Raw genomic sequence first — 24,892 nt, 5'->3', positions numbered from 1 at the left:
GTCACTGGCCCTTCGCGGCGTACGCCGACTCGACGGCCTGCTTGTGCGGGCGCCACCAGTCCGCGTGCTCCTCGTACCAGCTGATGGTCTGCGCCAGTCCGTCCTCGAAGTCGCCGTAGGTCGGCGTCCAGCCGAGCTCGGCGCGCAGCTTGCCGGAGTCGATGGCGTAGCGCAGGTCGTGGCCGGCGCGGTCGGTGACGTGCTCGAAGTCGTCCTCGGGCCGGCCCATCAGCCGCAGGATCAGCCGCACGACCTCGAGGTTGTTCTTCTCGCCGTCCGCGCCGATCAGGTAGGTCTCGCCGATCCGGCCGCGCTCGAGGATCGCCAGCACCGCCGAGCTGTGGTCCTCGGTGTGGATCCAGTCCCGCACGTTCTCGCCCGAGCCGTAGAGCCGCGGCCGGCGGCCCTCGATGACCTCGGTGATCTGGCGCGGGATGAATTTCTCGATGTGCTGCCAGGGGCCGTAGTTGTTGGAGCAGTTGGAGATCGTCGCGCGCACGCCGAAGCTGCGCACCCAGGCGCGCACCAGGTGGTCGGAGCCCGCCTTGCTCGCGGAGTACGGCGACGACGGCTGGTAGGGCGTGTCCTCGGTGAACCGCTTCGGGTCGTCGAGCTCCAGGTCTCCGTAGACCTCGTCGGTCGACACGTGGTGGAGGCGTACGTCGGCCTTGCGGCACGCCTCGAGCAGCGTGAACGTGCCGATCAGGTTGGTCTGGATGAACGGCGACGGGTCGCGCAGCGAGTTGTCGTTGTGGGACTCCGCCGCGAAGTGGACCACCGCGTCGTGCGCAGCGACCAGGGGGTCGACGACGGTCGCGTCGGCGACGTCGCCGACGACCAGCGAGACCCGATCCTCGGGCAGCCCGGCGAGCGCGTCGCTGCTGGCGGCGTACGTCATCTTGTCGAGGACGGTCACCGTCGCGTCGGTGTTGCCGACGACGTGGTGGACGAAGTTGGAGCCGATGAAGCCGGCGCCGCCGGTCACCAGGATGTTGTGCACGTGCGTGATCCTATGCAGTTGAATGGGCGGGTCGGAGACGTACGCGACGACGTGGGGAAGGCAGATGCGAGGAATCATCCTGGCCGGTGGCACGGGGAGCCGCCTGCACCCGATCACGCACGCGATCAGCAAGCAGCTGATGCCGATCTACGACAAGCCGATGATCTACTACCCGCTGTCGACGCTGATGCTGGCCGGGATGCGCGAGATCCTGGTGATCAACACCCCGCACGAAGCCGACCAGTTCCGGCGGCTGCTCGGCGACGGGTCCCAGTTCGGCATCTCGATCACCTACGCCGTGCAGCCCTCGCCCGACGGGCTCGCCCAGGCGTTCCTGATCGGCGAGGACCACCTCGCCGGCGAGGGCGCGGCGCTGGTGCTCGGCGACAACATCTTCTACGGCGCCGGGATGGGCACCCGGCTGCGCCGGTTCGAGAGCCTCGACGGCGCCGCCGTGTTCGGCTACCGCGTGGCCGACCCGACGGCCTACGGCGTCGTCGAATTCGACGACAGCGGGCGGGCGCTCTCGCTGGAGGAGAAGCCCGACAAGCCGAGGTCGCCGTACGCCGTGCCGGGCCTCTACTTCTACGGCCCCGACGTCGTCGAGCGCGCCAAGGCGCTGAAGCCCTCGGCCCGCGGCGAGCTCGAGATCACCGACCTCAACCGCACCTACCTCGAGGAGGGCCGGCTCCAGGTCGAGGTGCTGCCGCGAGGGACCGCCTGGCTCGACACCGGGACGTTCAACGACCTCAACGACGCGTCCAACTTCGTGCGCGCGCTCGAGGCGCGGCAGGGCACCAAGGTCGGCGCTCCCGAGGAGGTCGCCTGGCGGATGGGCTACATCGGCGACGAGGAGCTGCACGAGCGCGCCGTGGCGCTCGACAAGAGCGGTTACGGCCGCTACCTGCTCGAGCTCCTCGACGAATGAGGACCTAGTAGGCACCGCGGGAGCTGACGACGGCGCCGGCGGTGCGGACCAGGATCGCGACGTCCTGGAGCATCGACCAGTTGTCGACGTAGAAGAGGTCGAGGCGCATCGCCTCCTCGGCGGAGAGGTCGTTGCGACCCGACACCTGCCACAGGCCGGTCATGCCAGGCCGCACGAGCAGCCGTCGGCTCATGCCGCCGTGGTAGAGGTCGACCTCGCGCTGCACCTGCGGGCGGGGGCCGACGAGGCTCATGTCGCCGCGGAGCACGTTGAACAGCTGCGGCAGCTCGTCGACGGAGAAGCGCCGCAGCCAGCGGCCGGGCCTGGTGATGCGCGGGTCGTCCTTCATCTTGAACAGCAGGCCGTCGTGGTCCTGGTCGGCGAGGAGCTCGGCGATCAGGCGGTCCGCGTCGGGGACCATGGTGCGGAACTTGAGGCACTCGAACATCTCGCCGTGCCGCCCGGCTCGCTTCTGGCGGAACAGGATCGGACCGCGGTCGTGCAGCCAGATCTGGGCGGTCGCGAACAGGAAGACCGGGCCGAGGGCGAGGATCAGCATCGCCGAGCCGACCACGTCGAAGAGCCGCTTGCCGAAGCTCGCCGCGTCGCTCCACCGCGGGCTGTCGACGTGGATCAGCGGCAGGCCGCCGACGGGGCGCACCGTGATCCGGTCGCTGGAGATGTCGTCCAGGCTGGGGGCGACGACGACCTTGATGCCGCGCTCCTCGAGCTCCCAGACCTTCTCGCGCATCTCCTTGGCGGAGTCGAGGCCGCCGCTGGCAAAGACGATCACGTCGGCGTGGGCATCCTCCGCGACCATCGTGACGTCGGTCGCGAGGCCGAGGACGGGTACGCCGGTGGCGGTCTCCTCCACGAGGTCGCGCTCTCGGGTCACCGCGCCGACGATGCGGTAGCCCAGCCACGCCTCGCGGCGCAGCACGTCGGTCACCTCGTCGATGTGGTCGGGCGTGCCCGAGACCAGCACCCGGACCTGGAGGAACCCGTGCCGGCGGGCGCTGCGCAGCAGCCGGCGCGCCAGCCACCGGCTGGCGATGAGACCGGGGAGGCCGATGGCGAAGGCGAGCAGGAACCACCCGCGCGACAGCTCGAACTTGGCGAGGTAGCAGCCGATCCCGACGAGGCCGGCGGTGAGGAAGCTGGCGTTGACGACGCTCCGGTACTCCGCGGTGCCGGACCCGAAGGCGTCGTGGCGGTAGCCGCCCACCAGGGCGACCATCGCGATCCAGCCCGCCACGATCAGCGGGCCGGCCACGCCGAGCGACTCCCGGACACCGTCGACGGGATTGAGGAACCGGAGCTGCTCGCGCCCGTACAGCGCCAGCGCGCCGACGACCACCATCATCGCGAGGTCGACGGCCAGCACCGCGACCGGTACGTAGCGCAGCGTCCTGCTCGGCTCCGCACCCACCAGCTGGCGGGTGCGCTCCATCATCGTCGTCACTTCTCGTCCCCCGCCTAGCCGGACCCGGGTCCGTGCGGTCGTGCAGCGTGTCTCGACGGGTTGATCGGCGGTTGGGACCGACGCCTTAGGCTTCGCCCCATGAAGGTCTTGGTCACCGGCGGCGCCGGCTACATCGGATCGGTCACGGCGAAGGCGCTCGAGGAGGCCGGGCACACGCCGGTCATCCTCGACTCGCTGCTGAGCGGGCCGCGCGGCTTCGTGCGTGACCGGATCTTCTACGAGGGCGACATCGCCGACCGCGCGCTGCTGCGGCGGATCGTCGAGGAGCACCCCGACATCGACGCCACCATCCACATGGCCGCCCGCATCGTCGTACCGGAGTCGGTGGAGCTGCCCTACGAGTACTACCGGGACAACGTCGCCAAGTCCCTCGAGCTGTTCGACGAGCTGGTCGCGCTCGGGAAGCCGCGGCTGCTGTTCTCGTCGACGGCGTCGCTCTACGCGCTCAAGCCCGACTTCGAGGTGCGCGAGGGCGATCCGGTCGACCCGAGCTCGCCGTACGCGCGGACCAAGCGGATGATGGAGCAGGTCCTCGAGGACATGGCGGTCGCGACCGACCTGCGGGCGATCATCCTGCGCTACTTCAACCCGATCGGCACCGAGCCGGACCTGGAGACGGGCTACCACCTCAAGGACGCCACCCACGTGGTGCCGCTGCTCGCGCAGACGGCGCTCGGGCAGCGGCCGTCGTTCACCATCACGGGAGTCGACCACCCGACCCGCGACGGTACGGGCATCCGCGACTACATCCACGCCTGGGACCTCGCGAAGGCGCACGTGCGCGCGATCGAGCGGTTCGACGCGGTGATCGAGGCCGAGGGCGCGCCGTACTCCTACATCAACCTGGGCGCCGGCGACGGCGTGACCGTGCGGGAGCTGATCGCCGCCGTCGAGCGGGTCGTCGGCAAGCCGGTGCCGGTCACCGAGGCGCCGCCGCGGCCGGGCGACGCCGTGGGCGCGTTCGCCAACGCCGACAAGGCCGCCGAGCTGCTCGGCTGGAAGACCGAGCACTCCCTCGACGAGGCGATCGCCAGCGCGCTCGCGTGGGGCGAGAAGCGGAAGTCAGTCCTCGGCTACGAGTAGCCGCCGGGGCGCTCGGGTGCGGTCGCCGGACGGTCAGTAGGCGCCCTTGGGGAAGATGACCGCCCCCAAGGTGCGGAACAGGATGTGGAGGTCCTGCAGCATCGACCAGTTGTCGACGTAGTAGAGGTCGAGGCGGACGGCGTCCTCCCACGACAGGTCGGACCGGCCGGAGACCTGCCAGAGGCCGGTCATGCCGGGGCGCACGTGGAGGCGGCGGCGCGCGGCCGTGTCGTAGTTGGCAACCTCGTGGGGGAGCGGCGGCCGGGGGCCGACCAGGCTCATGTCGCCGCGGACGACGTTCCACAGCTGCGGCATCTCGTCGACCGAGTGCTTGCGCAGCCAGCGGCCGGGCTTGGTGATGCGCGGGTCCTGCTCCATCTTGAACAGTCCGTCGCCGTCGTAGCCGGTCGCGGCGTGCAGCTCGGCGAGCCGCTCCTCGGCGTCGACGACCATCGTGCGGAACTTCGCGCACCGGAAGGGGACGCCCTGGCGGCCGACGCGGGACTGGTGGAAGAAGATCGGCCCGCCGTCGTGGATCTTGATCCGCAGCGCGACGAACGCGAACAGCGGGCTGAGGACGACCATCAGGCCGAGAGCGCCGACGATGTCGAAGAGCCGCTTGCCGACGCGGGTCGCCTCGGCCCACGCAGGCGTGCCGAGGTGGAGCAGCGGGAGGCCGCCGACGGGGCGGAACGACACGCGGTCGGTGGTGATGCCGGTGACGCCCGGCGCGACGACCACCCCGATGCCGCGCTCCTCGAGCTCCCAGACCCGCTCCTGGAGCTCCGGGCCGGTCGCGGCGGCGCCGGCGGTGAAGAGGATGACCTGGGCGTCGACCCGGAGCGCCGCGAGCGTGGCCTCCGCGGTGGACCCGACGATGGGTACGCCGGCCGGCGTACGGCCTTCGCCCTCGGGCGTGATCGCGCCGATGACGTCGTAGCCGAGCCACTGGGCGCGCTCGAGCACGCCGTGGATCTCGTCGACGTGGTCGGGCGAGCCGGCGACCAGCACGGGCAGGCCGAGGTAGCCGTGCCGGCGCGCGCTGTGGAGGAGCTTGCGGAGGCCCCAGCGGCCCACGAGCACGGCGGGGAGGCCGACGGTGAAGAGACCGACGAAGAACCCGCGCGAGATCTGCACGCCGGTGAGGAACGAGGCGAGAGCGAGCACGCCGGTGCTGATCGCGGTCGCGTTGAGGACGCGCTTGTACTCGTCGCTGCCGCTGCCGAGGACCTGGCGGCGGTAGCCGCCGCCGATCGCGAGCATGAGCAGCCAACCGACGGCGATCGACGGGGCCGCGATGCGGGTCGCGATGTCGACGGGGGCGTCGGGGTCGAGGAACGGGATGCCGTGCTCGCCGAGCGAGGCGAGGACCGTGACGACGGCGAGGATCGCCGCGTCGGTCAGCAGCACGATCCAGGGCAGGTAGGGCAGCGTCCGACTGCGCGTCACGGCTGCCGCGCGCTGCCTGCGCGCGTGCCCGACGACTGCGGTCATGAGCCACCTCAGCTACATCACGTGTAACGGCCTCCGTGTCGAGGCCCCCCGACGAACGACACGTGCCCCTCTCAACGAGTGCTGAGGTGCTCGGTTACACCTGCAACGACATTCGGGACCGGTCGCGCCAAGCGGTCTAGACCTCTCGCGACGCTCGTCGTTCCGGTTGCGCCCGTCGCCCCTTGTCCGAGATCGGTTAGGTTCGACCGTCGTGACGTCTCTAGCGGCCAGGATCGCGGCAGTTGTTGCGGTGGTCGTGGGACTCGGCGCCGCGGGCGGCGCCGCCCTCGGGGTGCTCGAGGTGCGCGGGGACGTCGACTTGCTGCCGATCGGGAGCCCGACGCAGGACGCGGACGGCGTACCGGAGGAGACGGCGGAGGCCCCGTCGGGGACCGACTCGCCGACGCCGGGCGAGCCCGGGACGACGGAGCAGACCGAGCCGACGGAGACGCCCGAGCGGCGCGAGGAGAGGGAGCGCCGCAAGCCGCTGGCGGGCAGGGTCGTCGTCCTCGATCCCGGCCACCAGCTGGGCAACAGCCGGTTCCCGCGGGAGATCGGGGCGCCCGTCGACGCGGGCGGCTTCGAGAAGCCCTGCAACACGACCGGCACCTCGACCGACGGCGGCTACGCCGAGGCGACGTTCGTCTGGGAGGTCGCGCTGCGCGTCCGGCGACTGCTGGAGCGTGACGGCGCCCGGGTGCTGCTGACCCGCGACTCCAACAGTGAGGACGAGTGGGGCCCGTGCGTCGATGACCGGGGCCGCGCCGGCAACCCCGACGAGCCGGGCCCGACCGCCGACGTGAAGCTGAGCATCCACGCCGACGGGACCTACGCCGACGGGGCGCGCGGGTTCCACGTGATCGCGCCGGGCAGGGTCGAGGGCTACACCGACGACATCGGCGCGGAGTCGCTCGACCTGGCCGTGGCGCTGCGCGACCGGCTGGTGGCGGGCGGGTTCGTCGTGTCGACCTACACCGCGGAGGACGGCCTCGACGTACGCACCGATCTCGGGACGCTCAACCTCTCCGACGTACCGACCGCGATGGTCGAGCTCGGCAACATGCGCGACCCGGCGGAGGCCGAGGTGATGACGAGCGAGCAGGGGCAGCGGCAGTACGCGCGTGCGCTCGCCCGGGGGCTCGTCACCTACCTGCGCTGAGCCGAAGGAGCCCGCTGGGCGTGCTTGTGCAGGGTGGGAGCGGTGACCTTGATGGCGCGCGTCCGGCAGTGCCCGCGACCGTGCGGACACTCCTTGCCGTAGCGCAGCCGGCAGCGGATCTTGCGCTTCATCCTCCGGAACGACTTCCCCATGACCGGACGGGTCCCCTTCTCCCCCCAGAGAGCAGACCGAGTCCCGAGACGTCAACGGTGACACAGGACCGCTACCTGCGGGTAGCAATCGAGGAAACTCTTTGCCCGGTGGTCGGCCGCGGGCGCCGACATGCGGTCGCGTAGGGTCGCGGCCATGGCGATCCGGACCGCCCGGTGGGACGACTGGACGCTCGAGGCGTTGCTCGCCGCGAAGGGCGCGACCACGGTCTCGTTGGTCGTCCCGGCCCGCAACGAGGCGGGCACCGTGGGCGAGGTCGTCGGCCGGGTGCGCGAGCGCCTGGTGGAGACCGTCGAGCTCGTCGATGAGATCGTCGTCATCGACAGCGACTCCACGGACGCGACGTACGACGTCGCGGCCGACGCCGGCGCGGTCGTGCATCGGTCCTCGGAGATCCGCCCCGACCTCGGCACCCATCCCGGCAAGGGCGAGGCGATGTGGAAGTCGCAGTTCGTGACGACCGGCGAAGTGGTGGTGTTCATGGACGCCGACCTCGTCGACTGGGACACCCACTTCGTCCCCGGACTGCTCGGGCCGCTGCTGACCTGGCCGGAGGTGCAGCTGGTCAAGGGGTTCTACGAGCGGCCGGGGAAGGACGGCGCCCTCGACGGCGGCCGGGTCACCGAGCTCGTCGCGCGCCCGGTCATCTCGCTGCTGTTCCCCGAGCTCTCTGACCTGGTGCAGCCCCTCGCCGGCGAGTGGGCCGTGCGCCGCTCGCACTTCGGAACACTGCGGGTGCCGACGGGGTACGCCGTCGAGATCGCGTCGTTGGCCGACACCGTCGCCTCGGTCGGCACCGCCGGGCTCGCTCAGGTCGACCTGGGCACCCGCGCCCACTCCCACCAGGCGCTGCTCGACCTCGGCGGGATGGCCACCCAGATCCTGGCGGCGGCACTTCCGCGTGCCGGCTTCGACCGCTGGGACGCGGCCGCTCCGGAGCATGCTGTGCTGCGGCAGTTCCTTCCCGGCCCCCTGCCGGTCGACCGGGTGGTGCAGCTCGCCGAGCGCCCGCCAGCAGGGGACCTGTGGTGACCCTCCGGCTGCGCAGGCACGAGTTCTCAGACGACGCCACGCTGATGATGGCGATCGTCAACCGCACCCCCGACTCCTTCTACGACCGCGGCGCCACCTGGGCCGAGGACGCCGCGATGGACCGCGTCGACCGGGTGGTCGCGGAGGGCGCGGAGGTCGTCGACATCGGCGGCATCAAGGCCGCTCCCGGCGAGGAGATCTCCGAGGCCGAGGAGCGAGCGCGCATCGTCGACTTCGTCGGCCGCGTGCGCGCGGCGCACCCGGGCCTGGTGATCTCGGTCGACACTTGGCGGGCCTCGGTGGGGGCGGCGGCCTGCGAGGCGGGTGCCGACGTGCTCAACGACGCCTGGGGAGGCGCCGACCCCGAGCTCGTCGACGTCGCGGCGTCGTACGACGTCGGCATCATCTGTACGCACACCGGCGGCGTGACGCCGCGGACCCGGCCGTTCCGGATCGAGTACGACGACGTGGTGGCCGCCGCGGTCGCCGACACGGTGGCCTACGCCGAGCGCGCACTGGCGGCCGGCGTCGCGCGGGAGTCGATCGTGATCGACCCGGCCCACGACTTCGGCAAGAACACCTTCCACTCCCTCGAGGTCACGCGGCGGCTCGGCGAGCTCGTCGACACCGGGTGGCCCGTGCTGGTGTCGCTGTCCAACAAGGACTTCGTCGGCGAGACGCTCGACCTGCCGGTGGGGGAGCGGCTCACCGGAACGCTGGCGGCGACCGCGGTCTGTGCGCTGGCCGGTGCCCGGATCTATCGCGTGCACGAGGTCGTCGAGACCCGGCAGACCGTCGACATGGTGTGGTCGATCGCCGGGCGGCGGCCGCCGAAGCGGGCGATTCGGGGGCTGCAGTGAGCACCGCCGCTGGTCGAGCAGCCGAGGCCTCCCAGGACCGAGGCGTGTCGAGGCCCGTCGCCCTCGTCCCCGGCGTGCCGGCCCTCCTGCCCGAGCACGCGTCGCTCGAGGACCCGGTCGTCGACCTGCGCGCGGCGTGCCGCGCCGCGGTCACCGGACTCGGCCCCCGGATCCAGGTCGTGGGCGGCGCCGGTGCCCGGGTCGGCCACCACCTGGTGCGCGACGCCGGCGCGGTCGTGTGGCCGCACGACCTGGTGCCCGCCGAGCGCGCGGTGGACCTCGACCTGCCGGTCGATGGCGGGCCGCTGTGGTGCGGGACCGACGTGCTGGACGAGATCGGGCCACCGTCCGGGGTGCTGGTGGTCGCCAACGGGTCGGCGAAGCGCACCGAGAAGGCCCCCGGCCACTTCGACGAGCGCGCCGAGCCGTTCGACGAGCTGCTGCGCGAGCTCCTGGTCGGTCCCGACCCGGCCGCGCTCCGGGCGGTCGACCTGGAGCTGGCCGAGGAGCTCTGGGCGGACGCAGAGGCCCTGCCCGTGCTCGGAAGCCTCCTGCGGCCGGGCACGGAGGTCGACGTCACCTACGACGGCGCGCCGTACGGCGTGCAGTACTGGGTGATCTCCTACCGCTGACCGGCGGGATCAGCCGCGGAACGCGGGCTTCTCCTTGGCGAGGAACGCGCGGACGCCCTCGGCGAAGTCGGGTCCGCCGTAGACCTCGCGGAGGAGCGCCTCCTCCTCGGGCGGCTCGTGCTCGGTGAGCCGGGCACGGGCGAGCAGCTGCTGCTTCGTCACGCGCAGCGTGACCGGGGAGGCCTGGGCGATGCCCTCGACGAGGGACGCGACCTCCGCGTCGAGCTCCTCGGCGTCGGCCACGCACGCGAGGAGGGCGCCGGCGCCGTACGCCCGGTCGGCGGAGACCAGCCGGGACGCCAGCAGCATCTCGCGGGTGAGCGACTCGCCGAACACCGCCGCGCAGCGGTAGAGCACCGGGGAGGAGAGGGCGTTGCCGAGGGTGCGGGCGATCGGGTAGCCGAACCGGGACGACGCGGTCGCCACGCGCAGGTCGCAGTTGGTGGCGACGGCGAGGCCGCCGCCGACGCACACGCCGTCGATCGCCGCGACCGTGACCTGCGGGAGCGTGAGGAGCCCGTCGAGCATCTCGCGGATCCACGTCTCGTACTCGACGGCATCGTCCTTCGCGAGGAAGTCGGAGATCTCGTTCCCGGCGGCGAACGCCTTGCCCCCGGCGCCGCGCAGCACGACCACGCGGGCCGAGTGGTCGTCCCTCAGCGACTGCCACAGCTCGCGCATCTCGCCGTACATCGCCGTGGTGAAGGCGTTGCGGCGCTCGGGTCGGTTGAACGTCACCTCGACGACGCCGTCGTTCCGGTTGATCAGCAGGTCGGCCACATGAGCACGCTAGAAGACGCCGGCTCCGGCGGACGACCGGGCCGGGCAGCCGTGAGACGGCTGCGACCGGGGTCACACGCCCGGGGTCAGGCGAGATAGATCATCGCGACGCCGGCGAGCCCGAGCAGCCAGCTGGCGAAGCTGCCGATCAGGAAGTACTCGGTGACGTCGCTCGGACCCTCGCGGGTGCTGGTCTGGAGCTCGGGGAACCGCAGCAGTCCCTTCGCGGCCACGACGATGGCGGCGGCGGTGGTCTCGCCGATGGCGCCGAGGCCGACGATGAAGATGCGCTCCATCGGGCCGAGCAGGCGCCCGCCCTTGAGCTTCTTCTCGTTGGTCGTCGCCGGCACGCCGACCGCGTCGAGGAGGAGCCGCACCACGATGTTGGCGGTCGCGAGCTGGAGCAGCAGGGCGCCCGCGGCCACGACGACGTCGTAGGCCGGCCAGCGGGCGAGGAACGTCTCCTCGAGGCGGGTGGGCCACTCGAGCCACTCCTCGAGGGCGCCCACCCCGAGCAGGGAGACGACCGCGCCGACGCCCAGGCCGCCGAAGGCCACCGACCGCAGCGCTCCGCCCCTCGGCCCGCGGCGGAGCGCACCCGCGGAGCCCACGACCCACATGGCCAGGCCGGACAGCAGGCCCAGACCGAGCAGCACCGAGCCGCCGACCCCGTCGCCGGCCCACGCGAGGAAAGCGGTGATGCCGGCCGCACCCACCGCCACCATGAGCAGCTGCCGGAGCACCGAGACGTCGTCGCGGTCGGCGCGCAGCAGGTCGCAGGCGCCGACGGTCGCGAGGAACGCGCCGAAGGCCATCAGGGTCATGTCACGCTCCGTCGGACGGGTCGGGGTCGGCCCCGAACCTACGATGCGCGTCGCGCAGCGCCCCGACGCCACGAGCGAACTGCTGCGAGATCGCCGACGCGGAGACCCCCTCGGCCTCCGCGATCTCCCGCTGGGTGCGGCCCTCGAGCGCCCCGCGCAGCACGCGCAGCCCACGCTCGTTGAGGCGGTCGACGAGCGCGTCGCGGGTCAGCAGGAACGCGGTCGCCCGGCCGGCGTCCGGTCCGACGTACCAGGTGCGACGACCCGCGGCCCGGCTCCCGCCCAGGGCGTCGAGTGCGTCGCGAGCGGCCCACCAGCCCGGCCCGTCCTGGAGCAGCGGCCGCCGGGTCGCGTCGTGCACGACGACCTCGCCGTACCCGATCCCGCACCGGACGTCGATCGCGGGCAGGAGGTGCAGCCGCACCAGCAGCGACGCGAGCACCGCGTCGGCGAGCGTCTCCGTGGCGCCCTGGAACTCGTCGCCCACCGTGGCCTCGAACGGCTGCGCAGGCGCGATCCGGTCGTTCACCCGGGTCAGGGCGGCGCCCACGGCCCGCTGGGCCTCGGCCCGGTCGGCCAGGCGGCGCGACCCGACGAGGTCGCCGATCACGGCGTAGATCATCGATAAAGCATATCGCTTATCTTCGATAGAAGTAAGCCATGTCCTGAACTCATGCCGAAGCAAGTGTCCCGCTTCACCTGCGGCCCAGCACCCGCCTCGCTCCGGCCAGTCGGTCGTTGCTCAGCACCGCGGCGGCGACCGCGCCGCCGATCGCCCCGAACAGGTGGCCCTGCCACGAGACGCCGGGCTGTCCGGGCAGCACGCCGAGCAGCACGGTGCCGTAGACGATGAGCACGACGACGCCGACGAGGATCTCCCAGGGCTCCTTGTTCACGATGCCGCGGACACCGAGGTAGACGATCCAGCCGAACACGAGGCCGGAGGCGCCGAGGTGCACCGAGTTGCTGCCGGCCACGAGCCACACGCCCAGCCCGCCGACGACCCAGATGACCGCGGTCGCGAGCAGCCCGCGGGCGAGGCCGGTGGCCAGGGTGACGAACAGCAGCACCAGCACAGGGCCGGTGTTGCCCTCGAGGTGCGACCAGCCCCCGTGCAGCACCGGCGCGAACAGGATGCCGAGCAGGCCCTCGTCGGAGCGCGGCTGGATACCGTACTGGTCGAGGTCGTGGCCCATCGCCGCGTCGACCGCCTCCAGCACCCACAGCAGGACGACGAACGCGATGGTCCCGAGCCCGGCGACCTGCCACGCCGGCAGCCTGCTCTCGATCTCCACGGACTCAGTGTGCCCGACGAACCGGCACGGTTGGCGTGACGAACCGGCACGGTTGGCGTGACGAACGGGCACGGTTGGCGTGACGAACCGGCACGGTTGGTGTGACGAACCGGCACGGTTGGGGGTCCGAGCCGTCAGTCCTCCGCGTGCAGCGCAGCGGCGAGTTCGGCGACCTGGTCGGCCGGCGGGGTGTAGCCGGGGAAGTAGGCGCAGACCCGGTCGGCGACGCCGTCGAACCGGCGCAGCAGCTCGCCGGCGCACTCCTCGGGCGTGCCGACGACGGCGATCCGCGCGAGCATCTCGTCGCTGACCAGCCCGGCCATCGCGGCCACGTCGCCGGTCTTCGACAGCCGGTTGAGCTCGAGCTGGAGCTCGCCCCAGCCCTCGACCTCGAGCACGGGCAGGTAGGCGGGCGTCGATCCGTAGAACGCCACCAGCGCGCGGGCGCCGTACGACGCCGCGCGGAGCTCCTCCGCGGTGCGTCCCATCGCCAGGATCGCCTGCGGGAGCACCGGGAAGCCCGATGCCGTGCGGCCGGACCGGGCGAGCCCGTCGGCCACGGCCGGCAGCGTCCGCTCGCGGAAGTGCCGCTCGGTGTGGAACGGCATCACCAGGAGCCCGTCGGCCACCTCGGCGGCCGTGCGCGTCATGACCGGGCCCAACGCGCCGAGCAGCACCGGCGGCGGGCCGTGCGGGTTGGGCCCGGGCACGAACGTCGGCGGCATCAGGGTGTGGCGCGTGTGCTCGCCGCGGAAGTCGAGCGGCGTGCCGTCCTGCCACGACGTCAGGATCGCCTTCACCGCGAGCACGATCTCCCGCATCCGCGCGGCGGGCGGCGACCACGCGGCGCCGTACCTCTTCTCGATGTGGGGCCGGATCTGCGAGCCGAGGCCGAGCCGGAACCGGCCGCCGCTCATCAGGTGCAGGTCCCAGGCGGCGTGAGCCAGATGCATCGGGCTGCGCGGCATCGCGATCGCGACGTTGGTCATCAGGTCGGTCGCGACCTGGCCGGCGACGGCCGCGAGCGGCAGGAACACGTCGTGCGGACCCTCGAACGTGAACAGCCCGTCGGCACCGGCGTCGGCCAGCTCGCGGGCGCGGGCGAGCGCTTCGTCGGGGCGACCGTCGAGGCGGAGGTCGAGCTTCACCCGGCGAACCCTGCCACCAACCCCGTTCCTACGCCTGGCCGCGGAACATCTTGTTGCCGGTCGTGGTCATCGTCTCGACCACCTTGATGCTGCGGGGCCGGCCGGCACGCGGCAGGTCGTTGCAGGCCAGCCGGATCGCGTCGACGACGACGTCCTGGTCGTAGCCGGGCTCGAGCACGACCTCGGCCGCGACGACGTAGCCGACCATTGGGTTGGGTCGCCCGAACGCGCGCGCGAGCGAGACGCCGGCGACCCGGCTGATCCGGTCCTCGACCGGCAGCGGGTGCACCTTCACGCCGCCCACGTTGATCACGTCGGTCTTGCGGCCGCGGAACTCGATCCGGTCGCCGACCACCTCGACGAGATCGCCGGTGGCGCGCCACGCGCCCTCGGGCAGGGAGTCCTCGCCGTGGTAGCCGAGCATCGCGGCCTTCGAGCGCACCCACAGCTCGCCGTCGCGGATGTCGAGCTCGACGTCGCCGCCCTTGTCGAGCATCGAGACCGGCAGCCCGGGCAGCCCGTCGCGCACCGAGATGTTCTGACCGAACTCGGTGGCTCCGTAGATCTGGGTGAGGTTGGCGCCGGGGAAGCGGTCGCGCAGCCGCTCCAGCAGGGCGCCCGGCACCGCCTCGCCGCCGAGGCTGATCTGCTCGAGCGGCGGCACCGGGCCGCGATCGGCGTCCATCTCGGCGACGACGAAGCGCCAGAACGTCGGGGTCCCGCTCGCGTGCGTGACGCCGTGCTCACGCATGCCGGCCAGCGCGACCCGCGGCTGGAACGACTCGGCGGCGACCAGCATCGCCTGGGCGGCGAGCACGTGGATCAGGATCTGCAGGCCGCCGAACTGGTTGAGGCCGTAGGCCAGCAGCCACCGCTGCTCGGGCGCGGGCTTGATCCGCCGGGAGGCGCGCAGCAACCGGTCCCACTCGTGGCGCACGCCGCGCGGGTAGCCGCTGGTGCCGGTGGTCATGACCATGATCGGCCGCGACTCCGGGGAGGGCGGCAGCCCGTCCTCGGTGCCGGCCGCCGCGGCGCTGTCGCCGGGCGACACCGTGACCACGTCGAGGTCACGGTCGGTGAGGACCGCCTCGTGCTCGAACCGGGCCGCGAGCTTCGAGGCGGCCTCATCGGTCAGCGCGACCGGGTAGACACACGCCTCGACACCGACCCGACAGGCGGCGAGCAGGATCGCCAGCACCTCGGCGGGGTCGTCGGACAGCACGCCCACGCGCTGCAGCCCGCGGGCGTGCAGGTCGTGCGCGATCGCCACGGCGTCGCGGTGCAGCTCGGCGTACGTCATCACCCCGCGGGGTCGGGTGACCGCCACGGCGTCCGGTCGTACGGCGACCGCGGCCTCCAGGAGCTCGTACATGTCGTCACGCGCCTTCCGGCTTGGCCGCCGAGAAGATGCCGTAGCCGAGGGTGCCCTCGCGCCACAGCGCGTCGAGGATGCGGCTGCCCTCCTCGAACTCGGCGAGGCTCTCCGCGCCGAGCGCGGCGGTCGCCTCGTCGCGGTAGCGCTCCGCGTTGCCGAGCCAGTGCTCGAACGTCTTCAGCGTCGCCGCGGTGAGGTCCTCGGTCATGTCGACGACGAGGCCGTTGGCGGTGGCCAGGTCGACGTACTGCGCCATGGTGTCCATCCGGGCGCTGCCGAACGCCGCCCGGAGCGCGGCGAACTCCGCGGTGCGGCGGCGCACCTCCTGGAACGGGATCTCGCGCATCCGCATCACGTCGCACAGCACCATCCGGCCGCCGGGGCGCAGCACCCGGGCGCACTCGGCGACCAGGGCCTCGCGCTCCCGCATCAGGTGCGAGGACTCCAGCACCCACACCCGGTCGAAGCTCTCGTCGGGGAGGCCGTTGGCGGTGCCGTCGCGCAGCTCGAACCGGACCCGGTCGGAGAGCCCGCGCTCCGCGGCCCGCCGGGTGGCGGTCTCGACGCCGACCGGGCTCGTGGTGATGCCGACGACCTCGACGCCGTACCGCTCGGCGAGGTCGCACGCGGGGGCGCCCGTGCCGCAGCCGACGTCGAGCACCGTCAGGCCGCGCTCCAGGCCGGCGCCGTCGATCATGCGCCGGGTCAGGTTGCCGGTCGCCTCGGCGAGGTCCTCGTCGCCGCGGTCGAAGACGCCGTAGTGCAGCTCGTCGCCGAGGAGGTACTGCCAGGCCTGGGTGACCCGGTCGTAGTGGGACGCGGGGGAGTAGTCGACTGCCACGAAAGTTCTCCTTGCGGCGTACACGGGGAGCAACGCCTGCCCGACTCTGACACCCGTGGCCGGTCTCGGCACCCGAATCGCCGAGAAATTTTGCCCCGGGAGGACGTCGGCTCAGGCGGACGCGCGGCGCACGAGCGAGGGCGGGAAGATCACCCGGATCGCCTGGCGGTCGCGCTCGCCCTCGATCTGCTCGAGGAGGAGACGCGTGGCCTGCTCCGCCATCTCGCCGATGGGGTTGCGAACCGTCGTCAGCGGCGGGCTGGTGCGCTCGGAGACGCCCAGGTCGTCGTAGCCGGTGACCGCGATGTCGTCGGGGACCCGGCGGCCCTTCTCGGCCAGCACGCGGAGCGCACCGACGGCCATCAGGTCCGACGCGACGACGAGCCCGTCGACCTCCGGGAAGCGGCCGAGGAGCTCCCGCGCCGCGGCCTCGCCGCCGGCCTCGGTGAAGTCGCCCTCGACCACGGCGTCGTCGGAGAGCCCGGCGTCGCGCATCGCGGCGCGCCAGCCCTCGAGCCGGTCGGTGCCGGCGGCCATGTCGGCCGGGCCCGCGATGGTCCCGATCCGGCGGCAGCCGCGGTCGACGAGCAGCTCGGTCGCGAGCCGTCCGCCGGCGGCGTTGTCGGTGTCGACGTAGGCGACCTTGTCGGCGCTGTCGATCGGCCGCCCGACGAACGCGCTCGGCAGCCCGAGCGCCGCCAGGTGGTCGGCGAGGCGGTCGCTGCGGTGGTGGGAGACCACGAGCGCGCCGTCGATGTGCCGCTTGCGCAGGTAGCGCAGCATCCGGCGCTCCTCGTCGCCCGGCCGCGCGAGCAGCAGCACCAGCTGGAGGTCGCGGCTGGCGAGAACCCGGTTGACGCTGCGCAGGGTGTGCACGAAGAACGGGTCGGTGAACACCCGCTCGTCGGGCTCCGGCACCACGAGTGCGACCGAGTCGGTGCGCCGGGTGACCAGGCTGCGGGCGGCCGGGTTGGGCGTGTAGCCCAGCGACTGCACCGCCGCCTCCACCGCGGCGAGCGCGGTGGCGCTCACCCGGTGACCGCCGTTGATCGCCCGCGAGGCCGTGGCCCGCGAGACACCCGCGAGGCGCGCGACCTCGTCGAGGGTGGGCGCGTCGCCGGGCCCCTCGTTCTGCGGCTGCGCGGGCGTCACGGGCGTTCCTCTCGTCGGTCGTCGGTCGGATCGGTCAGCCGCGCGGAGCGGGAAGCGCGCCGGTGCGGGCCACCTCTGCGTACCACTCCGCGCTCGCCTTGGGTGTGCGCACCTGCGTGTCGTAGTCGACGTGCACGATGCCGAACCGCTGACGATATCCGTAGGCCCACTCGTAGTTGTCGAGCAGCGACCAGGCGAAGTAGCCGCGCACGTCGACGCCCTGCTCGATCGCGTCGTGGATCGCCCGCAGGTGCCCGTCGATGAAGGACAGCCGGTCTTGGTCGTCGATCACGAGAGAGCTGCCGTCGGCACCCGTCTGGGGCACGTCGTCGAAGGCAGCGCCGTTCTCGGTGATGTAGATCGGCGGCGCGTCGTACTCGTCCTTCAGGCGCGTGAGCAGCCGGGTGAGGCCCTCGGGCTGGATCTCCCAGTCGAGGCCGGTCTCCGGCAGCCCGCGGCGCGGGAAGGTGAAGTCGTCGCACCCGGGCCACGGGAGACGGGTCGGGCGCGAGGGGTGCTCGATGCGGGAGCCGAGGAAGTCGGTGCCCGACGGCATCGGACGGCCCGCGGGGGCGTCGCCGTGGTAGTAGTTCACGCCCAGCATCTCCAGCGGCGCGTTGATGAGGGCGAGGTCGCCCTCGTGCACGTAGTCCTGCCAGGTCTTGCCCTCGAACGTCATCCCCTCGGTGTGCGGAGCGAGCTCCTCGGGATAGCGGCCCTTGAGGATCGGGTCGAGGAAGACCCGGTTCCACAGCAGGTCGAGCCGGCGTGCGGCGTCGACGTCGGCGGGCTCCGCGGCGTCGTACGGGTCGGCGACCGTGAGGTTGAGCGTGATGCCCAGCTGCTTGGCCCCGCGCTCGCGGAGCTGGTCGACGGTGAGGCCGTGGGCGAGCATCAGGTGGTGCGCGGCGATGACGCCGGCAACGCCCTCCTGTCGGCCCGGCGCGTGCTGGCCGCCGGTGTAGCCGAGGAAGGCCGAGCACCACGGCTCGTTGAAGGTCGTCCAGTACGGCACCCGGTCACCGAGCGCGTCGTACACGGTGTTGGCGTACTCGGCGAACCGGTGGGCGGTGTCGCGGTTGGTCCAGCCGCCGAGGTCCTCGAGCGCCTGCGGCAGGTCCCAGTGGTAGAGCGTGACCCATGGCGTGATCCCGTTGCCGAGCAGCTCGTCGACCAGACGCGAGTAGAAGTCGATGCCCTTCTGGTTGGGCGCGCCGGCGTCGGGACGCACCCGGGGCCAGGCGATCGAGAACCGGTAGGCGTCGAGGTTGAGCGAGCGCATGAGCGCCACGTCCTCGGGCATCCGGTGGTAGTGGTCGCAGGCCACGTCGCCGTTGTCGGCGTCGAGCACGGCGCCCGGGACCCGGGAGAACGTGTCCCAGATCGACGGCGTGCGGCCGTCCTCGTCGGCAGCGCCCTCGATCTGGTACGCCGCGGTGGCGGCGCCGAAGAGGAAGGTGCTCGGGAAGGTGGTGTCGTTCGGGGATGTCATCCTTTGACGGCTCCTTGCATGATGCCGGCCACGAGCTGGCGGCCGGAGACGATGAACAGGACGAGCAGCGGAATGGTGGCGAGCCCGGTGCCGCAAAGCACGAGCGCGTAGTCGGTGGTCTGGCCCTGGCCGGTGATGGCGAGCTCGTCGAGCGCCACCTGCAGGGTCTGGTTGTCCTTGAGGGCCACGAGCGGCCACATGTAGTCGGTCCAGACCGTCATGAACGTGAACAGGAAGAGGATCGCCATCGCGGGCCGTGCCGCGGGCACCGCGACGGTCCAGAACGTGCGGAGCATCGAGGCGCCGTCGACGCGGGCGGCCTCGATCAGCTCGCCCGGGATCGCGTCGACGAGGTACTGACGCATGAAGAACACGCCGAACGCCGTCACCAGGGTGGGCAGGGCGACCGCGAGCAGCGTGTCGTACAGGCCGTAGTCGGTGATGATGATGAACAGCGGCACGATCGCGAGCTGCGTGGGCACCGCCATCGTCAGCACGACGAAGCCCATCAGCCCGTTGCTCCCGCGGAACTGCAGCTTCGCGAAGCTGTAGCCGGCGAGCGTCGAGAAGAACACGACCGACGCCGCGCATGCCGTCGAGACGATGAGGCTGTTGAGGAGCGCCTGCCAGAACTCGATGGTGTCGAACACCCGGCCGGCGTTCTCGAAGAAGTGACCCCCGGGCAGGATCGGCGGCGGCATCTCCATCGCACCGGTCTTGTCGTGCGAGCCGATGACGAACGACCAGTACAGCGGCAGGGCCGAGCCGATGACGACGGCGGCGAGCAGGCCGTAGACGACCCAGCCGGGACGGTGGACCAGTCCCTTGCGCGAGCTCATGCCGACCTCCTCGTGAAGAAGCGGGTGAGGACGAAGTTGAGGAGAGCGATGCCGACGATGATCAGGAAGAGGATCCACGCGGCTGCGGACGCCCGGCCGTAGAAGCCGTCGACGATGCCGCGGTCGTAGATGTAGAGCGCCATCGTCATGTACTGGTGGTCCGCGCCGCCCTCGCGGCTGGGGGCGTCGTCGAAGAGGCGCGGCTCGGTGAAGATCTGGAGGCCGCCGATGGTGCTGGTGACGATGACGAAGATCATCGTCGGGCGAATCATAGGGAGCGTCACGGACCAGAACTGGCGGAGCCGGCTGGCGCCGTCGAGGGCGGCCGACTCGTAGAGGTCGCGCGGCACCGCCTGCATCGCGGCCAGGAAGATCAGCGTGTTGTAGCCGGTCCAGCGCCAGTTGACCATGCTCGAGATCGCGAAGTGGCTCCAGAGCCGGTCGACGTGCCAGCGGATCGGCTCGAGTCCGGTCTCGCGCAGGATGGCGTTGATCAGGCCGGACTGGTCGGCGAAGAGGCTGCCGAAGATGAGTACGGCGGCGGCGGGCGCCACGACGAAGGGGAGCAGCACGCTCATCCGCCAGAACGTGGCCGCGCGAAGACGGTTGTCGAGCAACGCGGCGATCGCGACGGCGACGATGATCTGCGGCACCGACGACATCAGGAAGATGCTGAACGTGTTGACCAGGGCCTTCTGGAAGACCGGGTCGCCGAGCACGAAGCTGAAGTTCTCGAAGCCGGTGAAGTCGCCGCGCTGGCGGTAGAGCTTGTCCCAGTCGTGGAGCGACAGGTAGCCCGTGTAGAGCAGCGGGAAGAGGCCGACGATCCCGAACAGGATGAAGAACGGCGAGATGTAGAGGTAGGGCGAGAGCCTCAGGTCCCAGCGCGAGCGGCGCTGGCGCCGCAGCAGGCGACGACGGTCGGGAGCGTCGTCCGGCGTGGTGGTCTCCGGCGCGGCCGGGCGTTCGTCGGTGAGCATCGGCGCCTTCCTCCTGCGCGCGGTGGGACAAGCGGTCGGTGGGTCTGCCAGGCCGCCCGGGGCTGGCGGGTCCGGGCGGCCTGGCAAGTCATTCAGCCCGTCACTGCAGGGAGGCGACGTCCTGCTCGAAGGTCGCCCACGACTCGTCGGGCGAGGTGCCCTGGTCGACGCGGTTGATGGCGTCCTGGAACTTCTGCAGGATGTCCGAGTAGAGCGGACCGTGGTAGGAGGTCACCGTGATCGCCTCGGCGCGGTTGGAGAAGATCTCACCGGCCGGAGCGCCACCGAAGTACTCGTCGGTCGCCGAGAGCACGGTCTCGGACTGGAGCGCCTCGACCTGCGACGGGAAGTTGCCCGTCAGCTCGAAGATCTCGGCCTGCTGCTCGGGCGCGGTGATCCAGGTGATGAACTCCAGTGCCTCGGCCTGGTGGGTCGAGACCTTCGGGATCGACAGGTAGGAGCCGCCCCAGTTGCCGCCGCCACCGGGGAAGACGTCGGCGATGTCCCACTCGACGCCGGCGGGCGCCGGGTCACCGGTGTTCTCCTTGATGTTGTTGCGCATCCAGCCGGGGCAGGCGACGGTGGCGATGCCCGGGTCCTTGAACGCCGCGGTCCAGTCGGGGCTCCACTGCGGGGCCTGCGTACCGAGCTCGACGTGGGAGGTGACCGCGTCCCACACGGCCGCGAGCTCGGGGCTGGAGATGTCGACGGTGTTGTCGGCCTGCTCGAACGGGAACTCGACCTGGTTCAGCATCGCCTGAGCGATCGAGCCGCTGGCGTCGTAGAAGTGCGCGTCGGAGTTCTTCTTGAACTCCTCGCCCAGCGCGAAGTAGTCGTCCCACGTCGTCATCTCGGCGGCGACCTCCTCCCGCTCGCTGGGAAGGCCGGCGGCCTCGAACAGGTCCTTGCGGTAGCAGATCGCCTCGGGGCCGGCGTCGGTCGCGTAGCCGAGCAGGGCGCCGTCGGCGGTGGTCGCGCCGGCCTCCTTGAAGTCGAGCCAGCGGCCCTCGACCTCGTCCTGGCTGAGGTCGACCCAGACGTCGGGCGCCGCGACGACGGCGGGCATGTAGTCACCCTCGAGCGCGACGATGTCCGGCAACCCCTCGCCACCGGCCTGGAGGCTGGTGGTGACCTCGGCCTTCCAGTCGTCCCACTTGGAGACCTTGGTCTGCTCGACCTGGATGTCGGGGTTCTCCTCGTTCCACTGCTCGATGAGGGCGTCGTAGCCGAACTCGCCGAACGTGGTGATGGTGATGGCCTCGCCCTCCTTGAGGTCCTCCTGCTCGGCGGACTCGGTGGGGTCGTTGTCGTTGCCGCAGGCTGCGACCAGCCCGAGGACAAGGGTGCCGACGGCACCAGCTGCAAGCCGGCGGACCACGGGGGAGGTCCTGGCCGGTCGGGTGGTCGTGTTGCGCACGGTGACTCCTGACTGCACGAAAATCGTCGTTGACTCAGTGGTGACTCAGTGGTGACTCGGTGGTGTGCCCGGGCGGGTCGGCTCCGTGAACGGTGTGAGAGCGCTTCCACTCCTGACGCGGCGCAACCATGGCATGCGTCACATCGCCTGTCAACCATGTCCGCCGTTGAGCGTGATTCACCCTTCCGGGCGAATGAAAGCGCTTCCACTAGACGCGGGGCCGACGTCGCCGTACCCTGGGGCGCGTTGTGGCCCACGTCACCCGCGCGGAGCGGGTGTCCAGCTGAGAGGAACATCCATGGCGACGGTGCGGTTCGAGCACGCCGAGCACGTCTATCCGGGAGCCAAGCGCCCCGCGGTGAGCGACCTGGAGCTGACCATCGAGGACGGCGAGTTCATGGTCCTGGTCGGACCTTCCGGATGCGGCAAGTCGACGTCGCTGCGGATGCTCGCCGGGCTGGAGGAGTGCACCTCGGGCAAGATCTGGATCGGCGACCACGACGTCACCGACGTGGCGCCGAAGGACCGCGACATCGCGATGGTCTTCCAGAACTACGCGCTCTACCCTCACCTGTCGGTCGCCGACAACATGGCGTTCGCGCTGAAGATCGCCGGTGTGCCGAAGGAGGAGCGCCGGTCGCGCGTCCAGGAGGCCGCCAAGCTGCTCGACCTCGAGGCCTACCTCGACCGCAAGCCGAAGGCGCTCTCCGGCGGCCAGCGGCAGCGGGTGGCCATGGGCCGCGCCATCGTGCGCCAGCCGCAGGTCTTCCTCATGGACGAGCCGCTGTCGAACCTCGACGCCAAGCTCCGTGTCTCGACCCGCACCCAGATCGCGGCGCTCCAGCAGCGGCTCGGCATCACCACCGTCTACGTCACCCACGACCAGGTCGAGGCCATGACGATGGGCGACCGGGTCGCGGTGATGAAGGACGGCGTGCTGCAGCAGGTCGACAGCCCGCTCGCCCTCTACGACCGCCCGGCCAACCTCTTCGTCGCCGGCTTCATCGGCTCGCCCGCGATGAACCTGCTGTCGGGCAAGACCGCCGGTGACGGCGCCGCCGTGGTCGACGGCTTCGAGCTGCCCATCCCGCGCAGTGCCGCGGCCGCGTCGTCCGGCGCCGTCACGCTCGGCGTCCGGCCCGAGGCCTGGCGCGTCGCCGAGAACGGCGAGCAGGGCTACCCGGTCAAGGTCGCCGTCGTCGAGGAGCTCGGAGCCGACGCCTTCCTCTACGGCACGCCCGCCGGCGTCTCCGACCAGCCGACCGAGGGCGTGCTGCCCCAGATCGTCGCCCGCCTCGAGGGCCGCCAGGACCTCCAGCGCGGCCAGGAGGTCCGGCTCGTGGCCGACCCGACCCGGGTGCACATCTTCGACACCGAGACCGGGCTGCGGCTCGCGGGCTGAGGGCCTACCCGAACACCTCCGGCAGCTCCGAGGCCCGCCCGCTGAACTCCGGCGCGCGCTTCTCGAGGAACGCCGCCACGCCTTCCTTGCCGTCGGCGATCGAGGAGTAGAACATCGCCAGCGAGTCGGACAGGTGCGCCTCGAGCGGGTCCGCCGCGGCGCTATTGCGGTAGAGCAGCTGCTTGGCGAGGCCGAGCGCGACCGGGGAGCGGCCGACGACGAACGACCGCGCGAGGTCGAGGGCGGCGGGCAGCAGCTCGTCGGGTTCGTGCACGCTGCGGACCAGGCGGCCGGCGTGGGCCGCTTCGGCGGTGAGGATGTCGGCGGAGTAGACCCACTCCAGCGCCTGCTGGATGCCGACGATGCGCGGGAGGAACCAGCTCGAGCACGCCTCCGGCACGATCCCGAGGCGGCCGAAGACGAAGCCGATCCGGGCCTTCGAGGACGCGAGCCGGATGTCCATGGCCAGCGTCATCGTCGCGCCGATGCCGACCGCCGGACCGTTGATGGCCGCGATGACCGGCTTGGGGAGCGCGTGGATCGCCAGCGTCACCTTGCCGCCGGTGTCGCGGATGCCGTCGGCGTACGGCGCCTCGTCGTACCTCTGCCGGAAGTCCGCGGGCGTCGGGCGCAGCGACTCGTCCAGGCCGAAGACGTTGCCGTCGGCCGAGAGGTCCATGCCGGCGCAGAACGCCCGCCCGGCGCCGGTGACCACCACGGCGCGGACCTCGTCGGAGCGCGCGTCGGTCAGGAAGACCTGCTCGAGCTCGCCGGCCATCGTCAGGTCGAACGCGTTGAGCGCGTCCGGCCGGTTGAGGGTCAGTGTCGCGATGCCGTCGGCGTCGACGCTCCAGTCCAGGGTCTCGTAGGCCATGGCCGGGAGTCTGTCAGCCGGCGGTCACGACCAGGTCGGCGCGTTCGCGCGTCGGTACGACGAGCCGCGCGTTGGCCTCGTCGGAGCGGGTCACCCACTCTTCGGCTGCACGCCTGGTCCGGCCGTGACCCTCGTGCCGGCTCACGAGCCGCTCGACCCGCACCGCGTCGTCGAGGTCGACGTACCAGCACTCGTCCAGGAGTGGCCGCACGTCGCGCCACCCGGGCTGGTCGAGCAGCAGGTAGTTGCCCTCGGTCACGACCAGCCGGTGCTCCGGCAGCACGGGGATGGCTCCCGCGAGGGACTGCTCGCGCTCGCGGTCGAAGAGCGGCGCGTAGACGACGTCCTCGCTGCGCAGCCGGCGCAGCAGCGCGACGTAGCCCGCCACGTCGAACGTGTCCGGGGCTCCCTTGCGGTCGGCGCGGCCGAGGCGCGCGAGCTCGTCGTCGTGGAGGTGGAACCCGTCGAGGGGTACGACGACCGCGGCCTCGCCCAGGTCGGCGACCAGCTCCGCGGCCAGGGTCGACTTCCCGGCGCCGGGCGGGCCGGCCAGGCCGAGCACCGATCGCCGGCCGGGGGCGATCAGACCCCGCGCCCGGTCGACCAGGTCCGTCATCGGAGTGCCCGAAGC

24 protein-coding genes are annotated in these 24,892 nt (G+C 71.7%); 7 read left to right on the top strand and 17 right to left on the bottom strand.

The window, feature by feature from the left end; genetic code table 11:
- Position 1 precedes the first annotated feature (1 nt).
- A complete protein-coding gene (rfbB, locus tag HNR19_RS17745; protein ID WP_179669142.1) occupies positions 2-1,000 on the bottom strand; it encodes a dTDP-glucose 4,6-dehydratase in 999 nt (332 codons plus the stop codon).
- A gap of 64 nt (positions 1,001-1,064) precedes the next feature.
- Between rfbB and rfbA the strand changes: the two genes are divergently transcribed.
- A complete protein-coding gene (rfbA, locus tag HNR19_RS17740; RefSeq protein WP_179669141.1) occupies positions 1,065-1,928 on the top strand; it encodes a glucose-1-phosphate thymidylyltransferase RfbA in 864 nt (287 codons plus the stop codon).
- Positions 1,929-1,932: 4 nt separating this feature from the next.
- Here rfbA and HNR19_RS17735 read toward each other — a convergent pair whose 3' ends face one another.
- Positions 1,933-3,381 carry a sugar transferase gene (locus HNR19_RS17735; RefSeq protein WP_246304962.1) on the bottom strand — a complete coding sequence of 483 codons (1,449 nt, stop codon included), beginning with the start codon at positions 3,379-3,381 and terminating at the stop codon, positions 1,933-1,935.
- Between the two features lie 108 nt (positions 3,382-3,489).
- Here HNR19_RS17735 and galE point away from each other — a divergent pair, with 108 nt between their 5' ends.
- Complete coding sequence (gene galE / locus HNR19_RS17730; protein WP_179669139.1) at positions 3,490-4,494, top strand: UDP-glucose 4-epimerase GalE; 1,005 nt, start codon at positions 3,490-3,492, stop codon at positions 4,492-4,494.
- Positions 4,495-4,527: 33 nt separating this feature from the next.
- Here the strand turns inward: galE and HNR19_RS17725 are convergent, their stop codons facing one another.
- The gene (locus HNR19_RS17725; RefSeq protein WP_179669138.1) at positions 4,528-5,988 is read right to left on the bottom strand and encodes a sugar transferase; all 1,461 of its coding nucleotides are present in this window, start codon (positions 5,986-5,988) and stop codon (positions 4,528-4,530) included.
- Positions 5,989-6,199: 211 nt separating this feature from the next.
- Here HNR19_RS17725 and HNR19_RS17720 point away from each other — a divergent pair, with 211 nt between their 5' ends.
- The 4 genes from HNR19_RS17720 (at position 6,200) to HNR19_RS17705 (ending at position 9,842) form a co-directional block, all read left to right on the top strand.
- A complete protein-coding gene (locus tag HNR19_RS17720; protein WP_343047262.1) occupies positions 6,200-7,147 on the top strand; it encodes an N-acetylmuramoyl-L-alanine amidase family protein in 948 nt (315 codons plus the stop codon).
- Between the two features lie 306 nt (positions 7,148-7,453).
- Positions 7,454-8,350, top strand: coding sequence for a glucosyl-3-phosphoglycerate synthase (locus HNR19_RS17715; protein WP_179669137.1), 897 nt, complete (start codon positions 7,454-7,456; stop codon positions 8,348-8,350).
- Positions 8,347-9,210 carry a dihydropteroate synthase gene (gene folP, locus HNR19_RS17710; RefSeq protein ID WP_343047261.1) on the top strand — a complete coding sequence of 288 codons (864 nt, stop codon included), beginning with the start codon at positions 8,347-8,349 and terminating at the stop codon, positions 9,208-9,210. The genes HNR19_RS17715 and folP overlap by 4 nt, the downstream gene beginning before the upstream one ends.
- A gap of 44 nt (positions 9,211-9,254) precedes the next feature.
- On the top strand, positions 9,255-9,842 hold the full coding sequence (locus tag HNR19_RS17705; RefSeq protein WP_179669136.1) for a class III extradiol ring-cleavage dioxygenase family protein: 588 nt from the start codon (positions 9,255-9,257) through the stop codon (positions 9,840-9,842).
- Positions 9,843-9,851: 9 nt separating this feature from the next.
- On the opposite strand, the gene HNR19_RS17700 is transcribed toward HNR19_RS17705, so the two are convergent.
- From HNR19_RS17700 to HNR19_RS17645, 12 genes are all read right to left on the bottom strand, one after another.
- The gene (locus tag HNR19_RS17700; protein WP_179669135.1) at positions 9,852-10,622 is read right to left on the bottom strand and encodes an enoyl-CoA hydratase-related protein; all 771 of its coding nucleotides are present in this window, start codon (positions 10,620-10,622) and stop codon (positions 9,852-9,854) included.
- Between the two features lie 86 nt (positions 10,623-10,708).
- On the bottom strand, positions 10,709-11,446 hold the full coding sequence (locus tag HNR19_RS17695) for a hypothetical protein (protein ID WP_179669134.1): 738 nt from the start codon (positions 11,444-11,446) through the stop codon (positions 10,709-10,711).
- Between the two features lies 1 nt (position 11,447).
- On the bottom strand, positions 11,448-12,068 hold the full coding sequence (locus HNR19_RS17690) for a SatD family protein (RefSeq protein WP_218910302.1): 621 nt from the start codon (positions 12,066-12,068) through the stop codon (positions 11,448-11,450).
- A 73-nt stretch (positions 12,069-12,141) separates the two neighbouring features.
- Entirely contained in the window at positions 12,142-12,741 is a 600-nt protein-coding gene (locus HNR19_RS17685; protein WP_343047260.1) for a rhomboid family intramembrane serine protease, read from the bottom strand.
- A 134-nt stretch (positions 12,742-12,875) separates the two neighbouring features.
- Positions 12,876-13,889 (bottom strand): TIGR03617 family F420-dependent LLM class oxidoreductase, encoded by a 1,014-nt coding sequence (locus tag HNR19_RS17680; RefSeq protein WP_179669133.1) that lies wholly within the window; start codon positions 13,887-13,889, stop codon positions 12,876-12,878.
- A 28-nt stretch (positions 13,890-13,917) separates the two neighbouring features.
- Positions 13,918-15,261: a class I adenylate-forming enzyme family protein gene (locus HNR19_RS17675; RefSeq protein ID WP_179669132.1), complete on the bottom strand. Its 1,344-nt coding sequence runs from the start codon at positions 15,259-15,261 to the stop codon at positions 13,918-13,920.
- A 4-nt stretch (positions 15,262-15,265) separates the two neighbouring features.
- Positions 15,266-16,105 (bottom strand): class I SAM-dependent methyltransferase, encoded by an 840-nt coding sequence (locus HNR19_RS17670; protein ID WP_179669131.1) that lies wholly within the window; start codon positions 16,103-16,105, stop codon positions 15,266-15,268.
- A 111-nt stretch (positions 16,106-16,216) separates the two neighbouring features.
- A complete protein-coding gene (locus HNR19_RS17665) occupies positions 16,217-17,257 on the bottom strand; it encodes a substrate-binding domain-containing protein (RefSeq protein ID WP_179669130.1) in 1,041 nt (346 codons plus the stop codon).
- Between the two features lie 34 nt (positions 17,258-17,291).
- Complete coding sequence (locus tag HNR19_RS17660; protein WP_179669129.1) at positions 17,292-18,749, bottom strand: glycoside hydrolase family 1 protein; 1,458 nt, start codon at positions 18,747-18,749, stop codon at positions 17,292-17,294.
- Positions 18,746-19,588, bottom strand: coding sequence for a carbohydrate ABC transporter permease (locus HNR19_RS17655; RefSeq protein ID WP_179669128.1), 843 nt, complete (start codon positions 19,586-19,588; stop codon positions 18,746-18,748). The genes HNR19_RS17660 and HNR19_RS17655 overlap by 4 nt, the downstream gene beginning before the upstream one ends.
- On the bottom strand, positions 19,585-20,568 hold the full coding sequence (locus HNR19_RS17650) for a carbohydrate ABC transporter permease (RefSeq protein WP_179669127.1): 984 nt from the start codon (positions 20,566-20,568) through the stop codon (positions 19,585-19,587). The genes HNR19_RS17655 and HNR19_RS17650 overlap by 4 nt, the downstream gene beginning before the upstream one ends.
- A 100-nt stretch (positions 20,569-20,668) precedes the next feature.
- A complete protein-coding gene (locus HNR19_RS17645) occupies positions 20,669-21,985 on the bottom strand; it encodes an extracellular solute-binding protein (protein WP_179669126.1) in 1,317 nt (438 codons plus the stop codon).
- A 298-nt stretch (positions 21,986-22,283) separates the two neighbouring features.
- On the opposite strand from HNR19_RS17645, the gene HNR19_RS17640 reads away from it, so the two are divergent.
- Entirely contained in the window at positions 22,284-23,387 is a 1,104-nt protein-coding gene (locus HNR19_RS17640) for an ABC transporter ATP-binding protein (protein ID WP_179669125.1), read from the top strand.
- A gap of 4 nt (positions 23,388-23,391) precedes the next feature.
- Here HNR19_RS17640 and HNR19_RS17635 read toward each other — a convergent pair whose 3' ends face one another.
- Positions 23,392-24,261, bottom strand: coding sequence for a crotonase/enoyl-CoA hydratase family protein (locus tag HNR19_RS17635; RefSeq protein ID WP_179669124.1), 870 nt, complete (start codon positions 24,259-24,261; stop codon positions 23,392-23,394).
- Between the two features lie 13 nt (positions 24,262-24,274).
- Positions 24,275-24,877 (bottom strand): nucleoside/nucleotide kinase family protein, encoded by a 603-nt coding sequence (locus HNR19_RS17630; RefSeq protein ID WP_179669123.1) that lies wholly within the window; start codon positions 24,875-24,877, stop codon positions 24,275-24,277.
- Between the last annotated feature and the right edge of the window lie 15 nt (positions 24,878-24,892).

This window comes from Nocardioides thalensis (assembly GCF_013410655.1).
GTDB classification, from domain to species: domain Bacteria; phylum Actinomycetota; class Actinomycetes; order Propionibacteriales; family Nocardioidaceae; genus Nocardioides; species Nocardioides thalensis.
The sequence above is the reverse complement of the archived record's forward strand: the minus strand, read 5'-3'. Positions and strand labels throughout refer to the sequence as shown.

Bases quoted from the DNA above. Each gene is read 5' to 3' on its own strand.
- galE (WP_179669139.1), top strand. From the start codon at position 3,490: ATGAAGGTCTTGGTCACCGGCGGCGCCGGCTACATCGGATCGGTCACG.
- HNR19_RS17650 (WP_179669127.1), bottom strand. From the start codon at position 20,568: ATGCTCACCGACGAACGCCCGGCCGCGCCGGAGACCACCACGCCGGAC.
- HNR19_RS17635 (WP_179669124.1), bottom strand. From the start codon at position 24,261: ATGGCCTACGAGACCCTGGACTGGAGCGTCGACGCCGACGGCATCGCG.
- HNR19_RS17640 (WP_179669125.1), top strand. From the start codon at position 22,284: ATGGCGACGGTGCGGTTCGAGCACGCCGAGCACGTCTATCCGGGAGCC.
- rfbA (WP_179669141.1), top strand. From the start codon at position 1,065: ATGCGAGGAATCATCCTGGCCGGTGGCACGGGGAGCCGCCTGCACCCG.
- HNR19_RS17695 (WP_179669134.1), bottom strand. From the start codon at position 11,446: ATGACCCTGATGGCCTTCGGCGCGTTCCTCGCGACCGTCGGCGCCTGC.
- HNR19_RS17675 (WP_179669132.1), bottom strand. From the start codon at position 15,261: ATGTACGAGCTCCTGGAGGCCGCGGTCGCCGTACGACCGGACGCCGTG.
- HNR19_RS17690 (WP_218910302.1), bottom strand. From the start codon at position 12,068: ATGATCTACGCCGTGATCGGCGACCTCGTCGGGTCGCGCCGCCTGGCC.
- HNR19_RS17630 (WP_179669123.1), bottom strand. From the start codon at position 24,877: ATGACGGACCTGGTCGACCGGGCGCGGGGTCTGATCGCCCCCGGCCGG.
- HNR19_RS17725 (WP_179669138.1), bottom strand. From the start codon at position 5,988: ATGACCGCAGTCGTCGGGCACGCGCGCAGGCAGCGCGCGGCAGCCGTG.
- HNR19_RS17715 (WP_179669137.1), top strand. From the start codon at position 7,454: ATGGCGATCCGGACCGCCCGGTGGGACGACTGGACGCTCGAGGCGTTG.
- HNR19_RS17735 (WP_246304962.1), bottom strand. From the start codon at position 3,381: ATGATGGAGCGCACCCGCCAGCTGGTGGGTGCGGAGCCGAGCAGGACG.
- HNR19_RS17655 (WP_179669128.1), bottom strand. From the start codon at position 19,588: ATGAGCTCGCGCAAGGGACTGGTCCACCGTCCCGGCTGGGTCGTCTAC.
- HNR19_RS17660 (WP_179669129.1), bottom strand. From the start codon at position 18,749: ATGACATCCCCGAACGACACCACCTTCCCGAGCACCTTCCTCTTCGGC.